We start from the raw sequence: 24,488 nt of genomic DNA on the forward strand, positions 1-24,488 counted from the left end.
ACCGGGCCCGTCCGAGGCTTCTCAGACCCAGCGCAGCAGTGCACCCAGGCCGCCCACCGGGGCCTCGTCGCTCGCCGGTGTCACCGAGAGCGCCGGAGCCCCCGTCGCCACCGCCGACCTGATCAGCGCGTCGTCCGCCCGGGCCGACCAGGAGTTCTGTTCGCCGAGGATCTTCAGATCCGTGCGGCGGACCGCCAGCTGGTCCGGGTCCTCCCCGACCCACACCTCGCGGTGCGCGTCGGGCCCGTCCGGGCGGACCAGGAGTTCGTCGATACGGTGCTCGCGCGCTGCCTCGACCAGCGCGGGCACGCCCTCCACGGCTCCGGGCTGCCCGTCGTCGCCCGGGGTACGGGCCGCGAGGAACCGTTCCAGCTCCCGCTCCGCGCGCTGCCGTACATGCTCGGCACGGGCCTGCTCCACGTCCTCGTCGAGCAGCCGGCTGCCGGCGCCGTGCTCCGCCTCGATGACCCGGCCCTGCAACCGCTTCGGCAGCCGCTCGTGCACGGACCGCTTCTCCCGCTCGTCACCGACCAGGATCAGCAGGTCGGCGCCGGTCTCCTCCTGGCAGACGGCGAGCGCGTCGGCGATCTCGGCCGCGTTGTGCTCCCAGGTGTTCTCCACCCTCAGCTGGAAGTGCCGCTCCGACCAGTCGGAGCTGCTCGCCTTGTGGATGGGCCACTGCTCGCCGGTGACCGAACCGGCGCCCTGCCGGCCGAGCGGTCCGCGCAGCTCGAAGTCGGCGCCCTTGCGGTCGACGTACGCCACCACGCACACCGGGTCCTCGCCGGCCAGCTCCAGCAGCGGCGCGGTGTGCGGCAGCGGGGCCCAGCGGACCAGGCTGCCGTCGGGGGACCTGGTCAGCGCCGGGTCCAGGACGACCTCGCCGGCCCGCGCGAAGAGGGCCCTGCCGTGCGGTTCGGACGAGTGCCGCAGTTCCTCCATCGCCTCCCGCACGGCCACGCAGGTCTCCTCGTCGGCCCCCTGCTGGGAAAGCTCGCGGGCGACCGCGACCGCCGCGAGATGCCGTTCGTGGAGTGTGTCCTCCGTGGGGCGGGGGGCGTCGACGTACACGGAGGCCCAGGGGCCCGGATGTTCGTAGAGTGGATGCAGAAAGGCGAGATCCATGGGTTCCCTCCCGGATGCCGCTCGGGGGCAGTGCGGTAATGCTTGCCGGGCGGGTACCCGAAGCCCATGAACGAACACGACGAGCGGGACATCACCATGACCGGAGTCGACCCCAGCAGGTTGGACGACCAGCAGCTCATGAAAGAGCTGGAGACGATCCATCGCACCCGGCACGAAACGCTGCTCCACGGCTCGAACGACGCGCTCAGCACCCACAACCAGCGCATGGCCCGGCTCGAGGGCGAGTATCTGCGCCGCAACCCGCGCCGGACCGTGTCCGCGGGCCGCACCCGTGAGGGCGCGCGGGAGCGCGGGGCGGGGGAGTCGGCCACACCGGCGCTGGACTGACCGGGCAACCTGCCCGGACGGGACCTGCGCGGACGGCCGATGCCGGACAGCCGACGGTGACCTGCCGATCACGTGATCAGCAGGCCACCGAATGACGTGCCCTGAGGCTCAGTGGCGCGTCGGCAGCCGGTCCGGGTGCCGGTGTGCCGCGATCGCGGCCACGAACGCGTCCAGGAACTCCTCGCCCGCCGGACCCGGGGACGTCTCCGTCACCACGCCCTGGTCGGACTCCACACGGTGGAACTCCGTCGACAGCCGCAGTCCCTCCGGCTCCAGCGACGACAGGATCCCGACGCCCGATCCGAGCGCGCCGATCGGCTTGCCGTGCCGGTAGGCGTCCCGCACGAAACGCATGACGTCCTGGTCGGCGGCCGTCGGCGGGGTGCCCACGGGCCCGCCGGGCAGCAGGACGGCGTCGTACAGCACGGACGCGACGGTCGGCAGCGCGCGGTCCACGGTGTACAGCTCGCCGTCGGCACCCCGCAGCTCGCCGTCCGTCGGTGCCAGCGCCTCCACCACGGCACCCTCGGCGGCCAGCCGCTCCCGCACCGAGGTCACCTGCTCGGCGTCGATCCCGTCGCTGACCAGGACCGCGATCTGCCGGGTGCGGATGGAGCCGTCGCCGCGCAGCGCCTCCAGGCTGAGAGCGGGGGAGGAGAGCTTGTACGCCGTCTCGCCCGCGGTGGGCTCCGGTACCCCGATACCGCGCGCCACCCGCGTCGCCAGTTCACCGTCCACCTTCGCGAGGTGCTCGACCGTCCGGGCCCGCACCGTCCGCGCGCCCACCTTGCCCAGCTCGAAGCGGAACGCCTCGACGATGTGCTGCTTCTCCCAGTCGGCCATGCTGTTCCAGAACAGCGCGGGCTGGCTGTAGTGGTCCTGGAAACTCGGGCTGCGCCGCCGGATCTTGTGTCCGTCCACGCGTTCCGCGAGGTGCGTGAACGCCTGCCCGTCGACCCCGGCGTGGGCCGGGCAGCCGCCGCCGAGCGAGTTCGGGAAGTAGTTCGTGCCCCGGTGGATCGCGCTCTGGTGGTAGCCGTCGCGCTGGTTGTTGCGCACCGGCGCCACCGGCCGGTTCACCGGCAGCTGCGAGAAGTTCGGCCCGCCCAGCCGGATCAGCTGGGTGTCCAGGTAGGAGAAGTTGCGGGCCTGGAGCAGCGGGTCGTTGGTGAAGTCGATACCGGGCACGACGTTGGCGGTGTGGAAGGCCACCTGCTCGGTCTCGGCGAAGAAGTTCTCCGGGTTGCGGTCGAGCACCATCCGGCCGATCGGCCGCACCGGCACCTGCTCCTCCGGGATGAGCTTCGTGGCGTCGAGCAGATCGAAGTCGAACGCGAACTCGTCCTCCTCCGGCACCAGTTGCACACCGAGTTCCCATTCCGGGTACTCGCCGGCCTCGATGGCGTCCCACAGGTCGCGCCGGTTGAAGTCCGGGTCCCGGCCCTGGCACTCCTGCGCCTCGTCCCACACCAGCGAGTGCGCGCCCAGCCTCGGCTTCCAGTGGAACTTCACGAAGGTGCCCTTGCCCTCCGCGTTCACGAACCGGAAGGTGTGCACACCGAAGCCCTGCATCATGCGGTAGCTGCGCGGGATCGCCCGGTCCGACATCAGCCACATGATCGTGTGCAGGGTCTCCGGCTGGAGCGACACGAAGTCCCACAGGGTGTCGTGCGCCGAGGCGCCGGTGGGGATGTCGTTGTGCGGCTCCGGCTTCACCGCGTGCACGAAGTCGGGGAACTTGATGCCGTCCTGGATGAAGAAGACCGGGAAGTTGTTCCCGACGAGGTCGTAGTTCCCTTCCGACGTGTAGAACTTGGTGGCGAAGCCCCGCACGTCCCGCACGGTGTCCGCGGAGCCCTTGGGTCCCTGCACGGTCGAGAACCGCACGAAGACGGGGGTGCGGACCGCCGGGTCCTGGAGGAAGGCGGCACGGGTGAACTCCGCGCAGGACTCGTACGGTTCGAAGTAGCCGTACGCGCCCGCGCCCCGCGCGTGCACCACCCGCTCCGGGATCCGCTCGTGGTCGAAGTGGGTGAGCTTCTCCCGGAAGTGGAAGTCCTCCATGAGCGTCGGACCGCGCTCACCGGCGGCGAGCGAGTCGTCGGTGTGGTCGACCTCGACTCCCTGGTCGGTGGTGAGCGGCCCGGCGGTCGGGTCGTCGGCGTGGAAGCTCTCGCGCTGGCGCTGCTTCCGGTCGGCGGGGTCCATCAGGCGGCCTCCTGGAACACGTCGAGGAACGTCTCGCAGAACGCCTTGAGGTCGTCCGGCTTACGGCTGGTGACCAGCTTGTTGTTCCCGTGGTCGCAGACCTTCACCTGCTCGTCCACCCAGGTGGCGCCCGCGTTGCGGATGTCCGTCTGAAGACTCGGCCAGGAGGTGAGCACCCGGCCCCGTACGACGTCCGCTTCGACGAGCGTCCACGGCGCATGGCAGATCGCGGCCACCGGGCGCGCCTGGGTGAAGAAGTCCCGTACGAACGCCACGGCCTTCTCGTCCGTCCGCAGGAAGTCCGGGTTGGCCACCCCGCCGGGCAGCACCAGCGCGCCGAAGGAGTCCGCGGACGTCTCGCCCACGACCTCCTGCACGGGGAAGGTGTCCCCCTTGTCGAGATGGTTGAACGCCTGGATCTTGCCGGGCTCGGTCGACACGAGCACGGGTTCGTGCCCCGCGTTCACCGCCGCCTGCCACGGATCGGTGAGCTCGACCTGCTCGACGCCCTCGGGTGCGGTCAGAAACGCGATACGCATGATGGTTCAACGTCCTTTCCTGGACAGCTTTTTCCTTGCTCGGGAAGCGCGCGCACAGCGCAGCAGCTCCTCGCCGTACGGCAGCAGCACACAGGCGGTGATCGCGGCGCCGATGCCGGCGAGATAGCCCGGTGACAGCGGCCGCCTGCGCGGCACCAGCCGCCAGGCGTCCGGATCTCCGCGCCCGCCGCGCAGCAGCGACCTCACCTGGTCGGAGTGCAGGCACATCAGCGACGCGAGCGCGGCGAACGGCAGCGACTCCAGGAAACTGTGGATGTGCTGCTCGACCGGCCTGACCTCGCGGTCGCTGTCGACGGCCGTCTTCACGTCCCACAGCGCGGTCGCCTCGTGCACCGCGGCACCGCCCAACTGCACGGTGAGGAGCAAGGGGTTGACCTCGTAGCGCAGGGTGAGCGCGATGGGCAGCCCGACCTCGGCCATCATCAGGGAGTGGATCAGGGACTCCTTGGTCCCCGCGGTGTCCTCGATGCGGGTGCGCCGGTGCATCGCCCAGTCGGCGAGCCCCGGCACGAACCAGCCGGGCAGCAGCCCGTAGAGGAGATACCGGGTGGTCACGTCCCCCACGTCTACCGTGGCACCGGTGGCGCTGATCCGCGCGGCCTGGTCCCGGATCATACGGAGGCCCCGTCGTCCGGATCAGCACGGCTGATGTCGGCGAGCGCCGACCCCGGGTCCCGGCCCTCGGCGATGTCCCCGAGGCTCACCATGCCGACCGGCAGGCCGTCCTCGATGACCGGCAGCCGCCGTACGGCGTGTGTGCGCATCAGCGCGACCGCCTGCGTCAGCGGGTCGCCGGGGGCGACGGTCAGCGGATCCGGCGTGCACACCGACTGGGCACTCACCGTCAGCGGGTCGACGCCCTCGGCGACGGCCCGGACCGTGATGTCCCGGTCGGTGAGCACACCCACCACGTGCTGACCGTCGGCCACCACGACGTCGCCGATGTCCTGTGCGCGCATCAGCCGCGCCGCCTCGACCAGCGAGGCGTCCGGGCGGACGGCCACCACACCGGGCGTCATCACGTCCCTCACGAGCTCCGCCGTCACGGGGTGCCCTCCGTACGGGTGAGTGCCCGCGCGAGCTCCTGGACGTTGGCGTAGTTCTCCTTGTGTGGCAGTCCCTCCACCGCCTCTGTGAGAGCGTCGGGGGCGTTCTTGCGGCGCAGCACCCGCCCCAGCTCCACGGGAGTGGCGGGGAACGAGCTGCGGCCCAGGAGCCGGGCCAGCTCCAGTCGGACGGTCTCCAGTGACGCCCCCTCGCTGCCCGGCGCCACAGGTCCGCCCCAGACCTGCGGATCGTCGTCGGCGGTCGGCTCGGGGTCGTTCCATTCCTCACTGCGGGTGGGATGCCCGGAGCGGAGCAGACCCTGGAGTTCGTGCTTCATCTCGTCGTCACGGTGGCGACTCAGCCGGTCGCTGCCTCGCTGCATGTCTCCCTCCAGATCTTCGGGGTCCGCACCGCGTACCCGTGCACCGGAGGCCGACACAGGGTTTGCCGGACCGAAGCCGGGAGACCCGGCCCGCACCCCCCGCGCACCTCCCTTGGGAAGGACATGGCGATGATGGTCCTCGCCGCGCTCATACCGATCCTCATGCTCGGCGTCGTGCTCGCGCTCGGCCGGTACGAGGAGCTGATGCTGTCGGAGCAGGAGGACGACCGGCGCGAACCGGCCGCCCTCCCGGTGGCTACTTCTTCTCCCGCCCCGGCAGGAACTCCTGCACCTTCGCCTTGAAGCCCTGCTTCACCATGGAGCCCCGGTCCGCGTCACCCTTGAGGACCGACGCGGCCGTGGCCTCCATCTGCTCCCAGGTCGCGTGCGGCGGGATCGGCGGTACGGCCGGGTCGGTGAGGAACTCCAGGACCGCGGGCCCGTCCGCCCCGAGACCGGCCCGCCAGGCCGCCTCCACGTCCTCCGGCTTCTCCACCCGGATCCCGGTCAGACCGAGGGAGCGGGCGAACGCGGCGTACTGCACGTCCGGGAGCTGCTGCGAGGGCAGGAACGACGGGGCGCCCTCCATGGCCCGCATCTCCCAGGTGACCTGGTTGAGGTCGTGGTTGTTCCAGATGGCGATGATCAGCCGCGGGTCCTCCCACAGATCCCGGTACTTGGCCGCGGTGATCAGCTCGGCCATGCCGTTCATCTGCATCGCCCCGTCCCCGACCAGCGCGATCGCCGGCCGGTCCGGATGCGCGAACTTCGCGCCGATCGCGTACGGCACCCCGGGGCCCATCGTCGCCAGCGTGCCGGACAGCGACGCGCGCATGCCGGGACGCATGGTCAGGTGCCGGGCGTACCAGTTGGCGGTGGAACCGGAGTCCGAGGTGACGATCGCGTTGTCGGGCAGCAGCGGGTCGAGGGCGTGGGCCACGTACTCCGGGTTGATCGGGTCGGCCGACTGCTGGGCCCGCCGCTCCATCACCTCGCGCCAGCGCGTGACGTTGCCGCACACCGTGTCGAACCACTCGCGCCCGCCGCGCTCCACGTCCAGCATCGGGATCAGCCGCTGCAGCGTCGCCTTCGCGTCGCCGACGAGGTTCACCTCGTACGGATAACGCATTCCGATCATGTGCGGGTCGATGTCGATCTGCACGCCCCGCGCCTTGCCGAATTCCGGCAGGAACTGCGTGTACGGGAACGACGAGCCGATGGTCAGCAGGGTGTCGCAGTCCCGCATGAGTTCGTACGACGGCCGCGTGCCCAGCAGGCCGATCGAGCCGGTGACGTACGGGAGTTCGTCGCTCAGCGCGTCCTTGCCGAGCAGCGCCTTGGCGACGCCCGCGCCCAGCAGCTCGGCGATCCGCTCCACCTCGGCCCGCGCTCCGGCCGCGCCCTGACCGATCAGAATGGCGGGCTTGGTACCGGAGTTGAGGATCTCCGCGGCCCGCTCCAGGGACTCCTGGGTCGGAACCGCCGTCCAGTCGCTGCGGTCCAGGCTGGAGGGGACCATCTTGAACTCGTGGGTGGGCGCCGAGTAGTCGAGCTCCTGCACGTCCCCTGGGATGATGATCGCCGTGGGACAACGGCGGGCGTACGCGGTGCGGATCGCCCGGTCCAGGACGTTCGGCAGCTGCTCGGGGACCGTCACCGTCTCCACGAACTCCGAGGCGACGTCCTTGAACAGGGTGTGCAGGTCCACCTCCTGCTGGTACGAACCGCCCATCGCGGTGCGGTGCGTCTGGCCGACGATCGCCAGCACCGGCACATGGTCCAGCTTGGCGTCGTACAGACCGTTGAGCAGGTGGATCGCGCCGGGGCCCGAGGTCGCCGCGCACACTCCGATACGGCCGCTGAACTTGGCGTAACCGACCGCCTCGAACGCGGACATCTCCTCGTGCCGGGACTGCACGAACCGTGGCTGGTTGTCGGCCCGGCCCCAGGCCGCCAGCAGACCGTTGATGCCGTCGCCCGGATAGCCGAAGACATGGTCCACACCCCACTCGCGCAGTCGTTCGAGGATGTGATCGGACACCTTGGTGCTCATGGGCTGACCTCCCGATTGGATGGCACAGGCAGCAGCCTTACGAGTCACCCTGCACGGCCCTGGAAAACCTGCCCCTGGTTTGCCGCAGGGGGCCGGGGGCAGGCGCGTGACAGTGCTTCGGACCGGAGGCACGTGTGGGGGAGCGGCGCCCGGCCGCGCCGGCCGCGCCCGTCCGAACGTGGATGCGCTCTCCTGTCGATCGTCCAACCCAGAGCATCATCAAGGGAGTTGCGACGCACATGCCCACTCCAGTGAGCGCGAAGCACCACCCGCACGACGACGCACCCGACACCGCGGACTCCTTCCGCAGGCTCGCCGGACTTCCCCCGGGGCCCGAGCGCGACGCCCTGCGCGGCCAGATCGTCGAGGCATGGCTGCCCATGGCGGACCGGCTCGCCGGCCGTTTCCGCAGCCGCGGCGAGAGCTTCGACGACCTGCGCCAGGTAGCGGCCCTCGGCCTGGTCAAGGCCGTCGACCGCTACGACCCCGCGCGCGGCAACGCCTTCGAGAGCTACGCCGTCCCCACCATCACCGGCGAGATCAAGCGGCACTTCCGCGACCACATGTGGACCCTGCACGTGCCGCGCCGGGTCCAGGACCTGCGCAACCGCGTCCGCTTCGCCGCCCAGGACCTCGCCCAGACCATCCCGGGGCGCAGGCCCACCGTCGCCGAGATCGCCGAGCACGCGAGCATGAGCGAGGAGGACGTCCTGGTGGGCCTCGAGGCCCTGGAGAGCTTCACCGCCCTCTCACTCGACGCCGAACTGCCCGGCAGCGAGGACGGCTACTCGCTCGCGGACGCCCTCGGCTCGTCCGACCCCGCACTGGACACGGTCGTCGACCGCGAGTCCGTCAAGCCACGGCTGGCCGCGCTGCCCGAGCGGGAGCGCGCCATCCTCTACATGCGTTTCTTCGGCGACATGACCCAGAGCCGGATCGCCGAGCAGCTGGGCATCTCCCAGATGCACGTGTCCCGCCTGATCAGCCGCTGCTGCGGACGGCTTCGTGAGCAGATCATGCGGGACGCCGCCGCGTGAGCGCACCGCTCTGAGGGAGCGCCCCAGGCGCCCCGCGCCCTGGCGCCCCCGCGCCCCGGCGTCACCCACTCGGCCCCGCCCGTCCCGCCAATGGCGTCCGGCCGCGCGCGGGACGGGCAGGGCCGGGCTGTGATGGCTGTGGGTGCGACCGTCGTGCCCTCGGTCCAGTCGTCGTCACCTCCGGTCGTCGTCACCCGACGCCCGACGACGGGCCCCGCAGCCGTCGGCCGAAGGAGTCCACCCCATGCGCCGCACCGCCCGTCTCCGGGCCCTGTCCGTCGTCCTGCCCGTGCTCGGGATCACCCTGGGCGTCGCCCCGCCGAACGCCTTCGCGGAACCGGCCGCCGAGGTCAGCCCGAGCAGTGTCCAGCCGGGCGGCAGCGTCACCGTGTCCGTCTCCTGCGATCCCGGTACCGGGACGCCGCCCGCCACCGTCGACGCCACCTCGGAGGCCTTCGAGACGGGGACCGTACGGCTGCAGCTGGTGCCCGGCAACGACGACAAGGCGTCCGGCCCCGCCTACAGCGGCACCGCGCGCATCGCCGCCGACCAGGAACTCCAGGAAGGTGCCGGCGGCGTCGGCCCGGACTCCGCGTGGACCGTCGACGGCACCTGCCCGACCGCGGACCGCGCACCGGGCCAGGCCTGGAGCGCCACCTTCACCGTCACCCGCGGCGCCGCCACCGGCAGCAGTCACCGCCCGTGCACCGAGCCGCGTACCGAGCCCCGTGCCGAGCCGAGCACCGAGCCCCGCACGGAGCCGCGCACCGAGAGCTGCGACACCGCGGTCGTCCAGAGGCCGGTCCACGCCGGTCAGGGCGGCAGCTTCACCGACTCCGTGCCCGCTCTGGCCACCGGCGCCCTGCTGATCGCGGGCGCCGCCGCGGGCGCCGTCTACAGGCTGCGCCGCAAGTCCCCCGTGGCGGACGCCTGAGACGAAACGTCAGCTCCGTGTGACGGGCGCAACCCGCAGGGGCGGCCATGGCAGGGCGGCACCGTGGGTACTCAGAGCGCGAGGAGCGCGCCAGGCGCGAGAACACGAGACGGCGGACCGGACGAGCCACCGGACAGCGCCTTACGGAGGTGACCGATGCGGACCGACCCGGAGGGCCACGGCCCCGTCCGCTACGGCCCTCCGCTGCCCGACGACGGGCTGCCCGTACTGCCCGAACTCACCGCCGTCCTCGCCGCCGCGGCGGCCCGCCCCCGCGCCGAACCGGTCGGCGGCGGCACACCGCTCCTGGAGGCCGCCTGCGACTACGCGGACCGGCGCGGCCTGCCCGCCGGACCCGACCACGTGGCCGCCGCCCCCGGCGCCCCCGCCCTCCTGCTCGCCCTGACCGCCGCGCTCGGCGGCGACGTCCTGGTGCCCCGCCCCTGCGCCGCCTGGTGGGCGCCGTACGCCCGCCTGCTGGGACGACCCGTCTTCCACGTGGCGACACCGGCCGAGTGCGGCGGCGTCCCGGATCCGTACGCCCTTCTGGAGACCGTGCGCCGTGTGCGTGCCGAGGGCGGTGATCCCCGGCTGCTGGTGCTGTCCGTCGCCGACGACCCCACCGCCACCGTCGCCCCGCCCGAGGTGCTGCACGAGACCGTCGAGGCCGCCGCGAGCGAGGGCCTGCACCTGGTCAGCGACGAGACCTGGCGCGACACCGTGCACGCCCCGCACGAGACGGTCTGGCTCAGCCCCGCCGAGATGCTCCCCGACCGGGTCACCGTCGTCACCGACCTGGCGGGCAGCCTGCTCCCGACCGGCTGGCCGGCCGCCTTCGCCCGCTTCCCGGCGAACGGCGACGGCAACGGCCTCCACGCACGCGTGCTGGACATCCTGACCGCCCTCGGCGCCCGCATCGCCGCCCCGGTCGCCGCGGCCGCCGCCCACGCCCTCACCGAGCCCGAACCGGTCACCGCCCACCGCGCCGCCGTAGGACATCTCCACGCGCGCGTGGCCGCCGCGGCACACGCCGCCGTCGTGGGCGCGGGCGCCCTCTCCCGGCCACCGCGGGCCGGCCGCCACCTCTACGTCGACCTCGGCCCACTGCGCCCCGCGCTCACCGCGCGCGGTGTCGGGGACGCCCAGGACCTGGAGGACTTCCTCACCGCCCGGCTCGGCATGCCCGCACCCGGCGGCCACCGCTTCGGCGACGACCTCGGCGCGCTGCGCGTACGCCTGTCCACCGGCCCCCTGCTCGGCGGCTCCGACGCGGAACGCGCGGAATGCCTCACCGCACCCGCACCGTTGGAACTGCCACACGTGCAACGCGCGTTGAACACCCTGGGGTCGGTCTTCGACGACCTCCGCGACGACGCTCAGCGATGGGAGCCTCCTCGATGACGCAGCAGTCCGAGTCGACCACCACCGCCCGAGTGGCCGACGAGCCCTCGGCCCCCTCCTTCGCGCCCCCGTCCCCGCCGCTCGCCGAACCCCGTCCGCCGGCGGAGCGCAGAGTGTGGCCGCGGTCCTTCCACGACCGTCTGACCGCCCCGCTGCCCGGCCTCAAGGCCATGGCCCGCTTCGCCCGCGAGGGCGCTGTACGCCCCGGACCCGAGGGCCTCGCCGACATCCCGAACCTGCCCTACGCGCCCGCCCCGATCCCCGCCGTCGACGCCCGCACGGTCGCCGTCTCCTGGGCGGGACACGCCAGTTGGGTGGTGCGGATCGGCGGCCTGACCGTCCTCACCGACCCCGTCTGGTCCCGCCGCATCCTCGGCACCCCGGCCCGCATCACCCCGGTCGGCATCGACTGGAACGCCCTGCCGCACATCGACGCGGTCGTCATCAGCCACAACCACTACGACCACCTGGACGCCCCGACCCTGCGCCGCCTGCCGCGCGACACCCCGGTCCTCGTCCCGGCCGGCCTGGCCCGCTGGTTCCACCGCCGCCGTTTCACCGCGGTGACCGAGCTCGACTGGTGGGAGGCGACCGAACTGGGCGGTGTGCGCTTCGACTTCGTCCCCGCCCACCACTGGTCCAAGCGCTCCCTCACGGACACCTGCCGCACGCTGTGGGGCGGCTGGGTCCTCACCGCGCAGGAGGGGCAGCGCGTCTACTTCGCTGGCGACACGGGTTACGGCCACTGGTTCTCCCGCATCGGCCACCGCTATCCCGGCATCGACCTCGCCCTCCTGCCCATCGGCGCCTACGACCCCCGCTGGTGGCTCAGCGATGTGCACTGCGACCCGGAGGAGGCGGTGCGAGCGGCCCAGGACCTGGGCGCCCGCCGCATGGCCCCCATGCACTGGGCGACGTTCGTGCTGTCGGCGGAACCGGTGCTGGAACCGCTGACGAGGGTCAGGGAGGCGTGGGAGAAGGCGGGCCTGGCACGCGAGGACCTGTGGGACCTGCCGATCGGAGGCTCACGTGTGCTGGAACACCCCAACGAGCGCCCCTAGGAGGTCCCTGGGAGGCCTTCAAGAGGACGCTAGGAGCGCACCCGCTTCCACACCGTCGGCGCCGCGCTGATCGTCACGGTCAGCGCGACCGCCGCCACCACACCCTGCCAGGGCTCCTTGAACAGCGACCCGCCCAGAATCCCGATCAGCTGATACGTCACGGCCCAGGCCAGACAGGCCGGCAGATTCCCCCGAACGAACCGCCGCAACGGCCACTCGGCCATCAGACAGGCCAGCATCACCGGAATCCGCCCCGCCGGCACCAGCCGGGAAAGGACGAGGACGGCCACCCCGTGGTCGGTCAGCTTGCCCTGCGCCTGGGAGAGCCGCTCCTCCGGCGCCCGGGACCGAAGCGCCTCCAGCCACCGTGACCCGTTCTTCGACTTCATCCCGCGCCGCCCCAGCCAGTACAGGACGACGTCCCCGAGAAACGCGGCGAGGGAGGCCGTGACGAACACCAACAGCAGAGCGAGCGGCGCCGCCTGATGAAACGCCACGACGGCGGCCGAGCTCACCAGCGCCCCCGTGGGCACCACCGGTACCAACGCCCCCAGAAACACCAGCAGGAACAACGTCGGATACCCGATCGCCTGTCCGGCAGCCCCCGGTGTCGCCCCCGTGGTGGCGGCCGCGAGCCACGTCACCGCGCAACCTCCAGCCGCACGCTCTCCCCGTGCTCCAGCCGGTGCACATCCACGCCCGGCGCGAACTCCGCCGCCAGCCGCACGAACTCCGCACCCGGCGCATGGAACTCGTGCGGCCGCACCGCGTCCATCCCGATCGGCCAGTACGTCCCGTAGTGCACCGGCACCGCACTGCGCGGCGCCAACCGGGCCAGCGCCTGGGCCGCACGCCCGGCGTCGAGGTGCCCCTCCCCGAGATACGGCCCCCACCCGCCGACCGGCAGCAACGCCACGTCGACCGGCCCGACCTCCTTGGCCATGTCGTCGAACAGCCCGGTGTCCCCGGCGAAGTACGTCCGCGCCGAGCCCTCGACGACGAAACCGAGCGCGGGGGAGCGGTGCGGCCCGACCGGCAGCCGGCGCCCGTCGTGCCAGGCAGGGACCACGCGTATCAGGAGGTCGCCGACGCGCCGCTCGTCGCCGGGAGCCACTTCGTCAACTCGCAAATGGGAGAGCCGGCGCAGTCCCGGCACCTGGCGTGGTGCGCCCCGGGGCACGAGCAGGCGCGTGCCCGGCTCCAGCCGTGCCAGCGAGGGAACGTGCAGGTGGTCGGCGTGCAGATGGGAGACGAGGACCACGTCCGCGCGCCGGGCGCCGGGCGGCGGTACGGCACCGCGGCGCCGGCGCAGATGGGCGAGCCGGCGGGCGAACAGAGGGTCGGTGAGCACACGTACGTCCGAATCCGTGACCGTGCAGGTGGCGTGCCCCCACCAGGTGATCTCCACCGGCACCTCTTTGCCTCCTTCGCGCGACTCCCCGAAGCCTACGGGCTGGAGTAGGGTCGGCGGCGAAACCCGGAGGTGAGGGGGACACCATGGGAGCGGTTCATGTCACGGCGATCGCGAGTCTGACGCCGCTGGAGGAGCTGGACGCCGACCCCTTCCTGGTGGACTCCCGCAGCCAGCACGCGATGTGTGCGCGCTGGGCCGCGGAGCGGGGGTACACCGTGCGGCGCGAGCTGCTGGTGCGGGGCCTCAGGGCCGACCACTGCGTGCTGTGGGACGGGGTGCGGGCGGGACGGGATCTCTTCGTGGCCCCGAGCCGCAGGGTCCTGGAGAGCGCCCTGTCCTCCGTCGAGGAGTTCACCGCCGAGTGCGCCCGCCGCGGGGTACGGGTCGAGACGGTGGGCTTCGCGGAGCCCCTCTACGACGCCCAGATGAAGGCCAGCGTGCATCGCAGGCTGTCGATGCCGACGGCGGGATACGACGGCCGTTAGCCACCCGTATGACACGCTGGTCCCAGCGCCCGCACCGACGACGGGCCGGGACGGTGAGGTGTACGGGGCGTGCGTGCAGGGCGTTGGCGGCGGGTGGCCAGTCAGGTCGGGCGGAGCGTCACGGTATGGGTCGTCTCGACCCTGACGATGCTGGTCCTTGCGGGCATCCTGCCGGACTTCCGGCTCCAGTCCCCGACCGGTGACAGCGCGACCCGGATCGCGGTCACGGCGGCGTTCGGCGCCGGAGCCTTCGGTGTGCTGTCGGCCGTCGTGTGGCCGCTGCTCGTACGGCTGTTCCTGCTCGTGCCGACCCTGGTGCTCGGACTCCTCGTCTTCTTCCTCAACGGGGCGCTGCTGCTGCTCGCCCTGCGCCTGAACCCCGCAGAGCGCGGCGACGCCGCCCCGGAGACCGCGGTCGTGGTGGCCGCCGTGATGTCCGCGGTCGCCTCCGCCACCGGCGGTGCCCTCGCGGTGCGCGACGACGACGCCTACCGGCGCCGCCTGTACCGGCTCGCCGACCGACGCCGCAGAGGCGGCCCGGTGGGTCCGGCCGGCCCCGGCACGGTCTTCCTCCAGCTCGACGGAGTGGGCCACGACGTCCTGCTGGCCGCGGTCGGCAACGGCCTGATGCCCACGATCGCCCGCTGGCTGGGCCAGGGCGACAAGCCCGGCCGCGCGGCACGCCCCACCCACCGGCTCACCCCCTGGCGCACCGACTGGTCCAGCCAGACCGGTGCCAGCCAGCTCGGCATCCTGCACGGCAGCAACCACGACGTCCCCGCCTTCCGCTGGTACGAGAAGGACCGCGGCGAGGTGATGGTCTGCAACCGCCCGACCAGTGCCGTCGAACTCCAGCAGCGGGCCGTGGCACAGGCGGGACACGGCGGACTCCTCGCCGTGGACGGCGCGAGCCGCGGCAACCTCTTCTCCGGCGGCGCCGAGGAACAGGCCCTCGTCCTGTCCATCGCCACCCGCCGCCGCAGCCGCGAGACCCGCTCCCGGGCCGGCTACTTCGCCTACTTCTCCGACCCGGCCAACGCCGTCCGCACCGCCATGTCGTTCCTCGCCGAGGTCGGCCGCGAGATCGGCCAGTCGACCCGCACCCGGATACGCAAGGAGCGTCCCCGGGTGGGCCGCGGGGGCCTGTACCCGCTCGTCCGCGCCTTCGCGACCGTCGTGGAACGCGACGTCGTGGTCGCCGCCGTCATGGGGGACATGCTCGCCGGGCGTACGGCCGTCTACGCCGACCTCGTCGCCTACGACGAGGTCGCCCACCACTCCGGGCCGACGAGCCGGGACGCCGCGAAGGTACTGGAGCGCCTGGACCGCTCGCTCGCGCTGATCGAGAACGTCGCCGAACACGCCCCGCGTCCGTACCGGATCGTCGTCCTCTCCGACCACGGCCAGAGCCCCGGCGAGACCTTCCGCACCCGCTACGGGCTCACCCTCGGCGACCTGGTCCGGGCCGGCTGCGGGCTGCCCGTGTCGCGCAAGGCGGAGCGCACCCACAGCGGGGCCGAGGCCCGCGCCGCCGTCCGTGCCGCGCTGCGCCGGCCGGGCAAGGAGGGGCGCGAGCAGTACCGGCCCGCGCGTGACTCCGAGCCGATCGTGCTGGCCTCCGGCAACCTCGGCCTGGTCTCCTTCCCGGACGTGCATCACCGGATGAGCAAGGAGGAGATGGACGCGAGGCACCCGGCTCTGCTGGCCACTCTCGCCAACCATCCCGGTGTCGGCTTCCTCCTGGTGCGCAGCGAGGAGCACGGTGGGGTGGTGCTGGGGCCGTTCGGCAAGGAGATCCCCCTCGACCGGCTCGACGACGATCCCGGGCCGTTGGCCGACTTCGGGCCCGGCGCGGTCGAGGCGATACGCCGTACGCACTCCTTTCCGCACACCGCCGACATCATGGTCAACTCCTGGTACGACCCGGCGGAGGGCGAGGTGCTCGCCTTCGAGGAGCAGATCGGGTCGCACGGCGGGCTGGGCGGTGCGCAGGCCAAACCGTTCCTGTTGTCGCCGCTCGCCCTGTCCGCGCCGCCCGAGCCACTCGCCGGGGCAGAGCGGGTGCACGACGTGCTGCGGAGGTGGCTCGACGAGGCCGGGGGTCCTCAAGTGCCGTTGCAGAAGCCCGAGGAGAAGGCCGCGTAGTTGTCCGGCTGCGGGCCGGTGGGGGCCGGTCGCGCACACGCGGCGGAGCCGTATATCGATACAGCCCGCTCCCCTGGTGGGTCCGGTCGGCCTGAGAAAAATCGGCTGCGTCTCTTCGGCCCGGCGCGGACACTGTTCGAGTTGCCCTTTCTCGAACACTCCCTGGAGCCACCGCTTTGCAGGCTGCCGTCACCGTGTCGCCCTCCCGTATCCCCGAGCTTCTCCTCGGCCTCGCCACCGTGCGGCCCGTCTTCGTCTGGGGCGCCCCCGGCATCGGCAAGTCGTCCCTCGTCAGGGAGTTCGCCGCCTCGCTGGGCCTGGAGTGCGTGAGCCTGATCGGTACGCAGCTCGCTCCCGAGGACCTCATCGGGGTGCCCCAGATCCGGGACGGGCGGTCGGTGTTCTGTCCGCCGGAATCCATCGCGCGCGACGAGCCGTACTGTCTCTTCCTGGACGAGCTGAACGCGGCAACGCCGGATGTGCAGAAGGCGTTCTACTCGCTGATCCTGGACCGCCGCATCGGCGACTACGAACTCCCCAAGGGCTCCATCGTCATCGGTGCCGGAAACCGGGCCACCGACAACGCCCTCGCCCGGCCCATCGCGTCCGCCCTCGTCAACCGTCTCACCCATGTCCATCTGGAGGCGTCCGCGAAGGACTGGCTGGTCTGGGCCGCCGAGAACGGCATCCACCCCTGGATCCTCGACCACCTCACCGACCGGCCCGACCACCTGTGGTCCAAGCCGCCCAAGACCGAGGAGCCCTTCTCCACGCCCCGCTCCTGGCACATGCTCTCCGACGCGCTGCACTCCTTCGGCCGGGACCTCGACGAGGAGACCCTGAAGGTGCTCGCGCACGGCACGCTGACGCCCCGGCACGCCACCGCGTTCTGCGGCTACGTCAAGATCGTGCGCAGCCGGTTCGGTATCGAGGCGATCATCAAGGGCGAGGCACGCTGGCCGAACCGCCTGGAGGACCGCGACCTGCTCTACTACCTCGCCGAGTCCTTCCGCGGCCGTCTGATCAAGGAACTCCCGGTCAGCAAGGAGCACATGTCGGCGGCCGGCCGCCAGACCGCGTACCGCGCCAAGTCGCTGCTCGTCCAGCTCGCCGAGATCTCCGTCGAGGTCGCCCAGACCGTCATCGCCTCCGACGACGACGGCAACCCCGTACTGCCGTCCTGGTTCCTCGTCGAGGCCGCCCGGGACATGCCCCGGCTGGTGGAGGCGCGGCGGTGAGCCGGAGCCCCGAAAAGAAGAAGAAGCGGGATCTCGCGGGCGAGGCGTTCGCCGAGGGAATGAGGCTGATGCGGGCCAACCCGGCGCTCGCGGCGGTCGAGTTCGACGTCTGCCGCCGGGAGGAGTGCCGGTTCGCGCCCCGGAACGGGCTCGTGGTCGTCGACTCCGACGGCAATCTCCACGCCCACCCCGACCGGCTTGCCGAGCCCGCCGCCTGGGCCTGGGCGCTCGCCCACGCCGTCCTGCACCTCGGCTTCGGGCACGTACCGGCGGTGAAGGGCGAACGCGTCCAGCCCGACCGCTTCGACCTCGCCGCCCGCTGTCTCGTCGTCAACCGCTTCCTGCTCGGCTTCCCCGTCGGCAGGGCCCCCGAGCACCTGCCCGCCTCCTACCCCGACGGCGACGAGGAGCAACTCGCCGCGCGCTGGCGGCGCGACGGCATCCCGGCCGTCCACGAACACTGCGGTACGGCGGGCCCGGACCCCGATCAGCTGCTGCTCAGGTGGGTGGGCTGGTCGCAGGCGCCCGACTGGCAGCTGGCGTTCGCCACCGCACTGACCCGGACCATGTCCGCGGCGATGGACATGGCGGGCGGCCGCCGCGACTCCCTCAGCGGAGAAGTGACCCCGCAACGCCCCTGGCAGCGGGCCCTGAGCTGGTTCATCTCCTCCTACCCGCTGCTCGGCGGCATCGCGGCCGGCATCAAGCTGGTGGCCGACGCCGAACTCGCCCGCGCCCACGGCATCGCGATCGCCGCCGTCAACGCCGAGGCCGCCGAGATCTACATCAACCCGCTGCGCCGCTTCGACGACGAGGAATGGCGGTTCATCCTCGCCCACGAGATGCTGCACGCCGCCCTGCGCCACGGCGACCGCTGCGGCACCCGCGACCCCTACCTCTTCAACATCGCCTGCGACTACGTCATCAACGGCTGGCTGACCGAGATGCGCATCGGCACCATGCCCGAGGGCCTGCTGCACGACCCCGAGCTCACCGGCCTCTCCTCCGAGGAGGTCTACGACCGCATCGCCGGCGATCTGCGCCGCATGCGCCGGCTGGCCACCCTCCGCGGCAAGGGCGCCGGCGACATCCTCGGAGGCCCGCTCGGCTCGCCCCGCGACTACGTCGACCTCGACGAGTTCTACCGCCGTGGCCTCGCCCGGGGCCTCGACCTGCACCAGCGGCAGGAGCGCGGGTTCCTGCCCGGCGGCCTGGTCGAGGAGATCCGCGCGCTCAGCCATCCGCCGCTGCCCTGGGACGCGCAACTCGCCCGCTGGTTCGACGAGTTCGTGCCCAGCCCACAGCCCGTGCGGTCCTACGCCCGTCCCTCGCGCCGTCAGTCCTCCACCCCCGACATCCCGCGCGCCGGCCACTACTTCCCGCCCGAGGAGATCGCCCGCTGCACCTTCGGCGTGGTCCTGGACACCTCCGGGTCGATGAACCGCACCCTGCTCGGCAAGGCACTCGGTGCGATCGCCTCGTACGCCGAGGCCCGGGACGTCCCCGCCGCCCGGGTCGTGTTCTGCGACGCGGCCCCGCACGACGCCGGCTATCTGCCCGTCACCGAGATCGCCGAGCGGGTCCGGGTGCACGGCCGCGGCGGCACCGTCCTGCAGCCCGGCATCGACCTGCTGCACCGCGCCGACGACTTCCCCGCGAGCGCGCCCGTGCTGGTGATCACCGACGGCTGGTGCGACGTACTGCGCGTCCGGCGCGAGCACGCCTATCTGATCCCGCAGGGGGCCAGACTGCCGTTCACCGCACGGGGGCCGGTCTTCCGCGTGAGCTGAGCCGTAGTGTGATCGGATGGTTCCCGTACACCCCCGTCAGCGGGACCACACGAAAGGACTGACCGTGGCCACCACGCGCTCCGCACACACCGTCTGGGAAGGCAACCTCCTCGAGGGGAGCGGTGTCGTCAACTTCGACTCCTCAGGTGCCATCGAGGCACAGCCGGTCACGTGGGCCTCGCGCTCCCAGGACGCCAACGGCAAGACCAGCCCCGAGGAGCTGATCGCCGCCGCGCACTCCAGCTGCTTCTCGATGGCGCTGTCGCACGCCCTGGCCGGCGCGGGCACCCCGCCCACCAAGCTCGTCACCTCCGCCGACGTCTCCTTCCAGCCGGGCGAGGGCATCACGGGCATCCACCTGACCGTCGAGGGCACCGTGCCGGGCCTGGACGAGGAGGGCTTCGCCGCCGCCGCGGACGACGCCAAGGCCAACTGCCCGGTCAGTCAGGCCCTGAAGTCCGTCCCGATCACCCTGGACGCGAAGCTCGCCTGAACCCGAAGGCACCAGGTCGCGCAGGCCGCCCGCCAGGGGCGGTCTGCGCGCGGCGCGGTTCGGGGATCGGTTCGGTGGTGCGGGAGGAACGCGATGACTGTGGGAACGGCCGGCGGTACGGCGGCACTCGACTCCGGCACCCGTGAACTCACCCGTGTCGTCGTGCTGTTCAGCCTCACCGGCAGCCTGGACCCGGGACAGCCCTCGCTGGGCAGCCTCGTCGACAGATTCGACTTCGGCCGCTTCGCCCTGCACCTGAAGTCCAGCGAGGCGGTGCTGCCCGTACCGGTGCTCGTCGAGGACGTGGCACCCGGGGAACTGCGGCTGCCGCACGGCGACCACGGACTCGAGCTCGCGTCCGTCGAGATCGCCGTCCTCGCCACCCCGCGCGGGGACATCACCCTGGCCCTGGACTGTGGATTCGCCGGACAGACGCCTCCTGCCGCCCTCGCGGCGTGGCTCGCCGACACCTGCTTCGACCGGGACCGGATCACCCTCGGCACCAGCGCCCTGCTCGACTCGCTGGGCCGACGGCTCACCCCGCGGGAACCGCTCGCCTTCGGCCAGAACGTCCACCAACTGGTCTTTCCCGGCGGCGACTTGGCGAACGACCTGCTGGGCCCCGACGAGACCCGCCTTCCCACCCTGCTGACCGAGATCGTGTACCGCGGCCGGCTGTCCACGTCCGAGCCGCCCCACCTCCACAGGAACGGCCGCACGCTCTCCGCGCACGGCCGCGGGGTCTCCGTCCACGCCGGCTGGGCCGGGCACGTGGAGAACGGCCTGATCCTGGTCGCCGTCGGCATGATCTCCGCCCTCGCCGTCCTCCAGCGCACCCGGCTGGCCGCCTTCGAGACCATGCGCGCCAACGAACGGGCCGCGGCCGAGTCGCCGTACGAGATCCGCAGGCTGATCTCCCGGCTCTCCGACGGGGTGAACGAACTCCAGCTGGACCTGGCCTTCGGCGTCGAGGCGTACGTCGACAGCCTGCTGATCCCCGAGATGGTCATGGAGACATTCCAGTCCTCGCTGCGCGACGCGCTCGGCATCCCCGAGAGTCTGGACAACTCCGCCAGGATGGTCGAGCGTCTTACCTCGGTGATCAGCGCCCGCTCGGCCGCTCTGCAGGCCCAGCTCGCCGAGCGCGACGACCGCAGGGACCGTACGGTGTCGGCGCTCGTCGCGGTGGCCACCGGCATCGCTCTGCCGCCGACGCTGCTGCTGGCGTTCTTCGGGGCCAACGCGTCCAACGTGGACGATCGGCGGTCCCTCTTCGACGCCCACTACCTCCCGGCCTACCTGCTGGCCTGGCTTCCCTTCATCGCCCTCGCCGTGATCGGATACCTCCTGCTCAGGCGGGTCAGCAGGCGCTCCGGCGCGCTGCTGGCGACCCCGACGGCCGCCCCGGTGCCCGCACCGCGGTCGCCGTCCCGTCCCCCGTCCGGAAGCTGAGAGCCGTATGCCACGACGTCCCGCGGTCTCCGCCCACCGGGGCGGATCCGAGCGTGCCGGCGCCGCGACCTGGGAGGCCTACGAGGACGCGATCCGGTCCGGGGCGGAGTACGTCGAGTTCGACGTCCGGCGTACGGCGGACGGGGTCTTCGTCGTCCACCACGACCCCCGCGTGGGGCACACCGGCCCGCTTCTCAGCGAGATCAGCCACGCCGAGCTCAGTGAACGGTCCGGTCGTCGCGTGCCGGTCGTCGACGAGGTGATGTCCCTGATCGCAGGGAAGCTGGTCGGACATCTGGACCTGAAGGAGAGCGGCTACGAGCACGAGCTGATCGACCGGGCGGTCGCCCTGCTCGGCGCGGACGGATTCGTCGCCACGACCCTGGAGGACCGTTCCGTCGCGGCCATCGCACAAGCCTTCCCGCGCGTGCGCACCGCCCTGTCGCTGGGCCGCGACCGCAGGGAGATCGCCCGGGCCCGCCTCGCCGGCACCCGGCTCAGCGAGCTGCTGCCGATGCGCCGGGTGCGCGCCTGCGGGGCGAGCGGAGTGGCCGTGCACCAACGGCTGGCCCGCGCCAACGTGCTGCGCGCGGCGGCCCGGCACGACCTGTTCACCATGGTCTGGACCGTCAACGACGACACCCTGATGCGGGCGTTTCTCGGCCATCCACGCGTCGACGTCCTGATCACCGACCGGCCGCGACGGGCCGTCGCACTGCGCGGGGAGCCGCACGAGGAGCGTCCGCCGGGGTACTCGTCCCACTGAGCGGGGCCATCCCGCGCCATTGACAAGAGCGCACTCAAGTTTTGTGCTGGAGTGCGGGACGGCTCCCTGGTGGACATTCCTGGGCGGAAGGGGACAGCGATGGGACGTGCGGTCGGGATCGATCTCGGGACCACGAACTCGGTGGTCGCCGTGCTGGAGGGCGGTGAACCCACCGTTGTCGCCAACGCGGAGGGGGCCAGGACCACACCGTCGGTCGTGGCCTTCGCGAAGAACGGCGAAGTGCTGGTGGGCGAGGTCGCCAAGCGGCAGGCCGTGACCAACGTCGAGCGCACCGCGCGCTCCGTGAAGCGGTACATGGGCGACGGGAGCTGGCGCTTCCCGGACCAGGGCTCCATCGACGGCATCCGGTACCGGGCGCAGGAACTGTCGGCGCGGGTGCTGCAGAAGCTGAAGCGGGACGCCGAGTCCTATCTCGGCGAGGACGTCACCGACGCTGTGATCACGGTGCCCGCCTACTTCGACGACTCCCAGCGACAGGCCACCAAGGAGGCCGGGGAGATCGCTGGGCTCAAGGTCCTGAGGATCATCAACGAACCCACGGCGGCCGCGCTCGCCTACGGCCTGGACCGGGGCGAGGAGCAGACGGTCCTGGTCTTCGACCTGGGCGGCGGCACCTTCGACGTGTCCCTTCTGGAGATCGGCGACGGGGTCATCGAGGTCAAGGCGACCAACGGCGACACACACCTGGGCGGCGACGACTGGGACCAGCGGGTCGTCGAGCACCTCGTGAAGAAGTTCCAGGGGCAGTACGGCGTCGACCTCGGCAAGGACAAGATGGCGCTGCAGCGGCTGCGCGAGGGGGCCGAGAAGGCGAAGATCGAGCTGTCGTCGTCCTCCGAGACCACGATCAACCTGCCCTACATCACCGCCTCCGCCGAGGGGCCCCTGCACCTCGACGAGAAGCTGACCCGCGCCCAGTTCCAGGAGCTCACCGCCGATCTGCTCGACCGCTGCAAGACCCCCTTCCACCAGGCGGTCAAGGACGCCGGCATCAAGCTCGCCGCGATCGACCACGTGATCCTCGTCGGCGGCTCCACTCGGATGCCCGCGGTCACGGAACTCGTCAAGGAGCTCACGGGCAAGGACCCGCACAAGGGAGTCAACCCGGACGAGGTCGTGGCGGTCGGCGCGGCGCTCCAGGCGGGCGTCATCCGCGGCGACGTCAAGGACGTGCTCCTCCTCGACGTCACCCCGCTGTCCCTGGGGATCGAGACCAAGGGCGGCATCATGACGAAGCTCATCGAGCGCAACACCACGATCCCCACCCGCCGTTCGGAGATCTTCACCACCGCGACCGACAACCAGCCCTCGGTCGGCATCCAGGTCTACCAGGGGGAACGCGAGATCGCCGCGTACAACAAGAAACTCGGCGTCTTCGACCTGACCGGTCTGCCGCCCGCCCCGCGAGGCGTTCCCCAGATCGAGGTCGCGTTCGACATCGACGCGAACGGGATCATGCACGTCTCGGCGAAGGACCTCGCGACCGGGCGCGAACAGAAGATGACGGTCACCGGCGGATCGGCGCTGCCCAAGGACGACATCGACCGCATGATGCGCGAGGCCGAGCAGTACGCCGAGGAGGACCGCAACCGCCGCGAGGCCGCCGAGACCCGTAACCAGGCCGAGCAACTCGTCTACCAGACCGAGAAGTTCGTCCGGGAGAACGCCGACAAGGTCCCCGCCGACACGAAGACGGAGGTCGAGTCGGCGGTCGCGGACCTGAAGCGGCTCCTGGAGGAGAACGCCGACACCAACACCCTCCGGGGCGGCGTCGAGCAACTCGCCTCCGTCAGCCAGAAGATGGGCCAGGCGATGTACGCCCAGGCCCAGCAGCAGCCCCCGCAGGACGAACCGGCCTCACCGCAACAGGAGGAGGAGGGCGTGGTCGACGCGGAGATCGTCGACGACGAGAAGGACCAGAAGGGCGGGGCCGCCTGAGGTCGTCATGGGTGCGTCCCGGCCCCGGCGGTCGGCAGCGTGGCGCACACGGCGTCGAGGACCGTCGCGTACGGCGTGCCGAAGTCGGTGAGCCGGGAACGGAGTTGCTCCAGAGCGTCGCGGTGCTCGGTGAGCAGGTCGAGGTCCCCGGTGCGGGCCGCGAACTCCAGCACCGAGGGCAGGAAGTCCGGCAGTTCCGCACCGGTGAACTCCAGCCCGGCGGCCCGGTAGACCTCCTTGAACCGCATCAGTGACATCCCGCGCCGCGTGTCCCCGTCCTGCCACGAGCTCAGATACAGACTGTGCCGGCTCCCGAAGTCGAAGACCTGGACGTAGTGCGCCGCCAGTTCCCGCGCGGGCGTCACCGCCGCGTGGTCGACGAACTCCCGCAGCTGCGGAGCCGCCTCACGCAGCAGCGGCAGCCGCGCGCGGAAGTCGCCGTCGGGATACGTCAGGCAGAGCGCCGCCGCCTGGTACAGCACCGCGTCCGAGGGCATCGGACCTCCTCAGCGTCGTCCCGCGGTCGCGGCGGTGCCCGGTGTCGGTCACGTGCGCTCCCTCGGCCTGCCCGTGGCTGCTTCGAACCTAGG

Annotated in this window: 24 protein-coding genes; 14 read left to right on the forward strand and 10 right to left on the reverse strand. The window is 71.9% G+C overall.

All coding sequences use genetic code 11. The features are described 5' to 3' along the window. Positions 1-21 precede the first annotated feature (21 nt). Positions 22-1,125: a Vms1/Ankzf1 family peptidyl-tRNA hydrolase gene (locus BFN33_RS14135; protein WP_069760370.1), complete on the reverse strand. Its 1,104-nt coding sequence runs from the start codon at positions 1,123-1,125 to the stop codon at positions 22-24. 66 nt (positions 1,126-1,191) lie between these two features. On the opposite strand from BFN33_RS14135, the gene BFN33_RS14140 reads away from it, so the two are divergent. Next, on the forward strand, positions 1,192-1,473 hold the full coding sequence (locus BFN33_RS14140) for a DUF6158 family protein (protein ID WP_069760371.1): 282 nt from the start codon (positions 1,192-1,194) through the stop codon (positions 1,471-1,473). 108 nt (positions 1,474-1,581) lie between these two features. On the opposite strand, the gene BFN33_RS14145 is transcribed toward BFN33_RS14140, so the two are convergent. Genes BFN33_RS14145 through BFN33_RS14165 form a run of 5 tightly spaced genes read right to left on the reverse strand, consistent with a single transcriptional unit; the run spans position 1,582 to position 5,670 of the window. After that, positions 1,582-3,681 carry a catalase gene (locus BFN33_RS14145; RefSeq protein WP_069760372.1) on the reverse strand — a complete coding sequence of 700 codons (2,100 nt, stop codon included), beginning with the start codon at positions 3,679-3,681 and terminating at the stop codon, positions 1,582-1,584. Next, entirely contained in the window at positions 3,681-4,220 is a 540-nt protein-coding gene (locus BFN33_RS14150; protein ID WP_069760373.1) for a type 1 glutamine amidotransferase domain-containing protein, read from the reverse strand. Before BFN33_RS14150 ends, BFN33_RS14145 begins: the two co-directional genes overlap by 1 nt. 6 nt (positions 4,221-4,226) lie before the next feature. Beyond that, the gene (locus BFN33_RS14155) at positions 4,227-4,856 is read right to left on the reverse strand and encodes a diguanylate cyclase (RefSeq protein ID WP_069760374.1); all 630 of its coding nucleotides are present in this window, start codon (positions 4,854-4,856) and stop codon (positions 4,227-4,229) included. Further along, entirely contained in the window at positions 4,853-5,287 is a 435-nt protein-coding gene (locus tag BFN33_RS14160) for a CBS domain-containing protein (protein WP_176742384.1), read from the reverse strand. Before BFN33_RS14160 ends, BFN33_RS14155 begins: the two co-directional genes overlap by 4 nt. Next, the gene (locus tag BFN33_RS14165) at positions 5,284-5,670 is read right to left on the reverse strand and encodes a DUF2795 domain-containing protein (protein ID WP_069760375.1); all 387 of its coding nucleotides are present in this window, start codon (positions 5,668-5,670) and stop codon (positions 5,284-5,286) included. The genes BFN33_RS14160 and BFN33_RS14165 overlap by 4 nt, the downstream gene beginning before the upstream one ends. 123 nt (positions 5,671-5,793) lie before the next feature. Here BFN33_RS14165 and BFN33_RS49740 point away from each other — a divergent pair, with 123 nt between their 5' ends. Then, positions 5,794-5,973 carry a hypothetical protein gene (locus BFN33_RS49740; protein ID WP_062036958.1) on the forward strand — a complete coding sequence of 60 codons (180 nt, stop codon included), beginning with the start codon at positions 5,794-5,796 and terminating at the stop codon, positions 5,971-5,973. Here the strand turns inward: BFN33_RS49740 and BFN33_RS14170 are convergent. Continuing rightward, entirely contained in the window at positions 5,927-7,723 is a 1,797-nt protein-coding gene (locus tag BFN33_RS14170) for a thiamine pyrophosphate-requiring protein (RefSeq protein WP_069760376.1), read from the reverse strand. The genes BFN33_RS49740 and BFN33_RS14170 overlap by 47 nt on opposite strands. 239 nt (positions 7,724-7,962) lie before the next feature. Between BFN33_RS14170 and BFN33_RS14175 the strand changes: the two genes are divergently transcribed. The 4 genes from BFN33_RS14175 (at position 7,963) to BFN33_RS14190 (ending at position 12,156) form a co-directional block, all read left to right on the forward strand. Further along, positions 7,963-8,760, forward strand: coding sequence for an RNA polymerase sigma factor SigF (locus BFN33_RS14175; RefSeq protein ID WP_069760377.1), 798 nt, complete (start codon positions 7,963-7,965; stop codon positions 8,758-8,760). A gap of 244 nt (positions 8,761-9,004) precedes the next feature. After that, positions 9,005-9,694: a hypothetical protein gene (locus tag BFN33_RS14180; protein ID WP_069760378.1), complete on the forward strand. Its 690-nt coding sequence runs from the start codon at positions 9,005-9,007 to the stop codon at positions 9,692-9,694. A 156-nt stretch (positions 9,695-9,850) separates the two neighbouring features. Next, a complete protein-coding gene (locus BFN33_RS14185; RefSeq protein WP_069760379.1) occupies positions 9,851-11,095 on the forward strand; it encodes an aminotransferase class I/II-fold pyridoxal phosphate-dependent enzyme in 1,245 nt (414 codons plus the stop codon). Further along, positions 11,092-12,156, forward strand: coding sequence for an MBL fold metallo-hydrolase (locus BFN33_RS14190; protein ID WP_069760380.1), 1,065 nt, complete (start codon positions 11,092-11,094; stop codon positions 12,154-12,156). Before BFN33_RS14185 ends, BFN33_RS14190 begins: the two co-directional genes overlap by 4 nt. Before the next feature lie 29 nt (positions 12,157-12,185). Here the strand turns inward: BFN33_RS14190 and BFN33_RS14195 are convergent, their stop codons facing one another. Next, positions 12,186-12,800: a DedA family protein gene (locus BFN33_RS14195; RefSeq protein WP_069760381.1), complete on the reverse strand. Its 615-nt coding sequence runs from the start codon at positions 12,798-12,800 to the stop codon at positions 12,186-12,188. Further along, entirely contained in the window at positions 12,797-13,570 is a 774-nt protein-coding gene (locus tag BFN33_RS14200; RefSeq protein ID WP_069760382.1) for an MBL fold metallo-hydrolase, read from the reverse strand. Before BFN33_RS14200 ends, BFN33_RS14195 begins: the two co-directional genes overlap by 4 nt. An 83-nt stretch (positions 13,571-13,653) precedes the next feature. Between BFN33_RS14200 and BFN33_RS14205 the strand changes: the two genes are divergently transcribed. The 8 genes from BFN33_RS14205 (at position 13,654) to dnaK (ending at position 23,898) form a co-directional block, all read left to right on the forward strand. Continuing rightward, complete coding sequence (locus tag BFN33_RS14205; RefSeq protein ID WP_069760383.1) at positions 13,654-14,055, forward strand: hypothetical protein; 402 nt, start codon at positions 13,654-13,656, stop codon at positions 14,053-14,055. Between the two features lie 69 nt (positions 14,056-14,124). After that, positions 14,125-16,200 (forward strand): phage holin family protein, encoded by a 2,076-nt coding sequence (locus BFN33_RS14210; protein WP_088245333.1) that lies wholly within the window; start codon positions 14,125-14,127, stop codon positions 16,198-16,200. 176 nt (positions 16,201-16,376) lie between these two features. Beyond that, complete coding sequence (locus tag BFN33_RS14215; RefSeq protein ID WP_069760385.1) at positions 16,377-17,438, forward strand: ATP-binding protein; 1,062 nt, start codon at positions 16,377-16,379, stop codon at positions 17,436-17,438. 59 nt (positions 17,439-17,497) lie between these two features. After that, the gene (locus BFN33_RS14220) at positions 17,498-19,228 is read left to right on the forward strand and encodes a hypothetical protein (RefSeq protein ID WP_370743290.1); all 1,731 of its coding nucleotides are present in this window, start codon (positions 17,498-17,500) and stop codon (positions 19,226-19,228) included. Between the two features lie 64 nt (positions 19,229-19,292). Continuing rightward, positions 19,293-19,721, forward strand: coding sequence for an OsmC family peroxiredoxin (locus BFN33_RS14225; protein WP_069760387.1), 429 nt, complete (start codon positions 19,293-19,295; stop codon positions 19,719-19,721). Positions 19,722-19,814: 93 nt separating this feature from the next. Then, positions 19,815-21,173, forward strand: coding sequence for a hypothetical protein (locus BFN33_RS14230; RefSeq protein WP_069760388.1), 1,359 nt, complete (start codon positions 19,815-19,817; stop codon positions 21,171-21,173). Positions 21,174-21,180: 7 nt separating this feature from the next. Continuing rightward, positions 21,181-21,939 carry a glycerophosphodiester phosphodiesterase family protein gene (locus BFN33_RS14235; RefSeq protein WP_069760389.1) on the forward strand — a complete coding sequence of 253 codons (759 nt, stop codon included), beginning with the start codon at positions 21,181-21,183 and terminating at the stop codon, positions 21,937-21,939. Between the two features lie 99 nt (positions 21,940-22,038). Continuing rightward, entirely contained in the window at positions 22,039-23,898 is a 1,860-nt protein-coding gene (gene dnaK, locus BFN33_RS14240) for a molecular chaperone DnaK (RefSeq protein WP_069760390.1), read from the forward strand. Between the two features lie 5 nt (positions 23,899-23,903). On the opposite strand, the gene narJ is transcribed toward dnaK, so the two are convergent. After that, complete coding sequence (gene narJ / locus BFN33_RS14245; protein ID WP_069760391.1) at positions 23,904-24,395, reverse strand: nitrate reductase molybdenum cofactor assembly chaperone; 492 nt, start codon at positions 24,393-24,395, stop codon at positions 23,904-23,906. Positions 24,396-24,488: the final 93 nt, after the last annotated feature.

Source organism: Streptomyces sp. LUP47B (genome assembly GCF_001746295.1).
Lineage (GTDB): Bacteria > Actinomycetota > Actinomycetes > Streptomycetales > Streptomycetaceae > Streptomyces.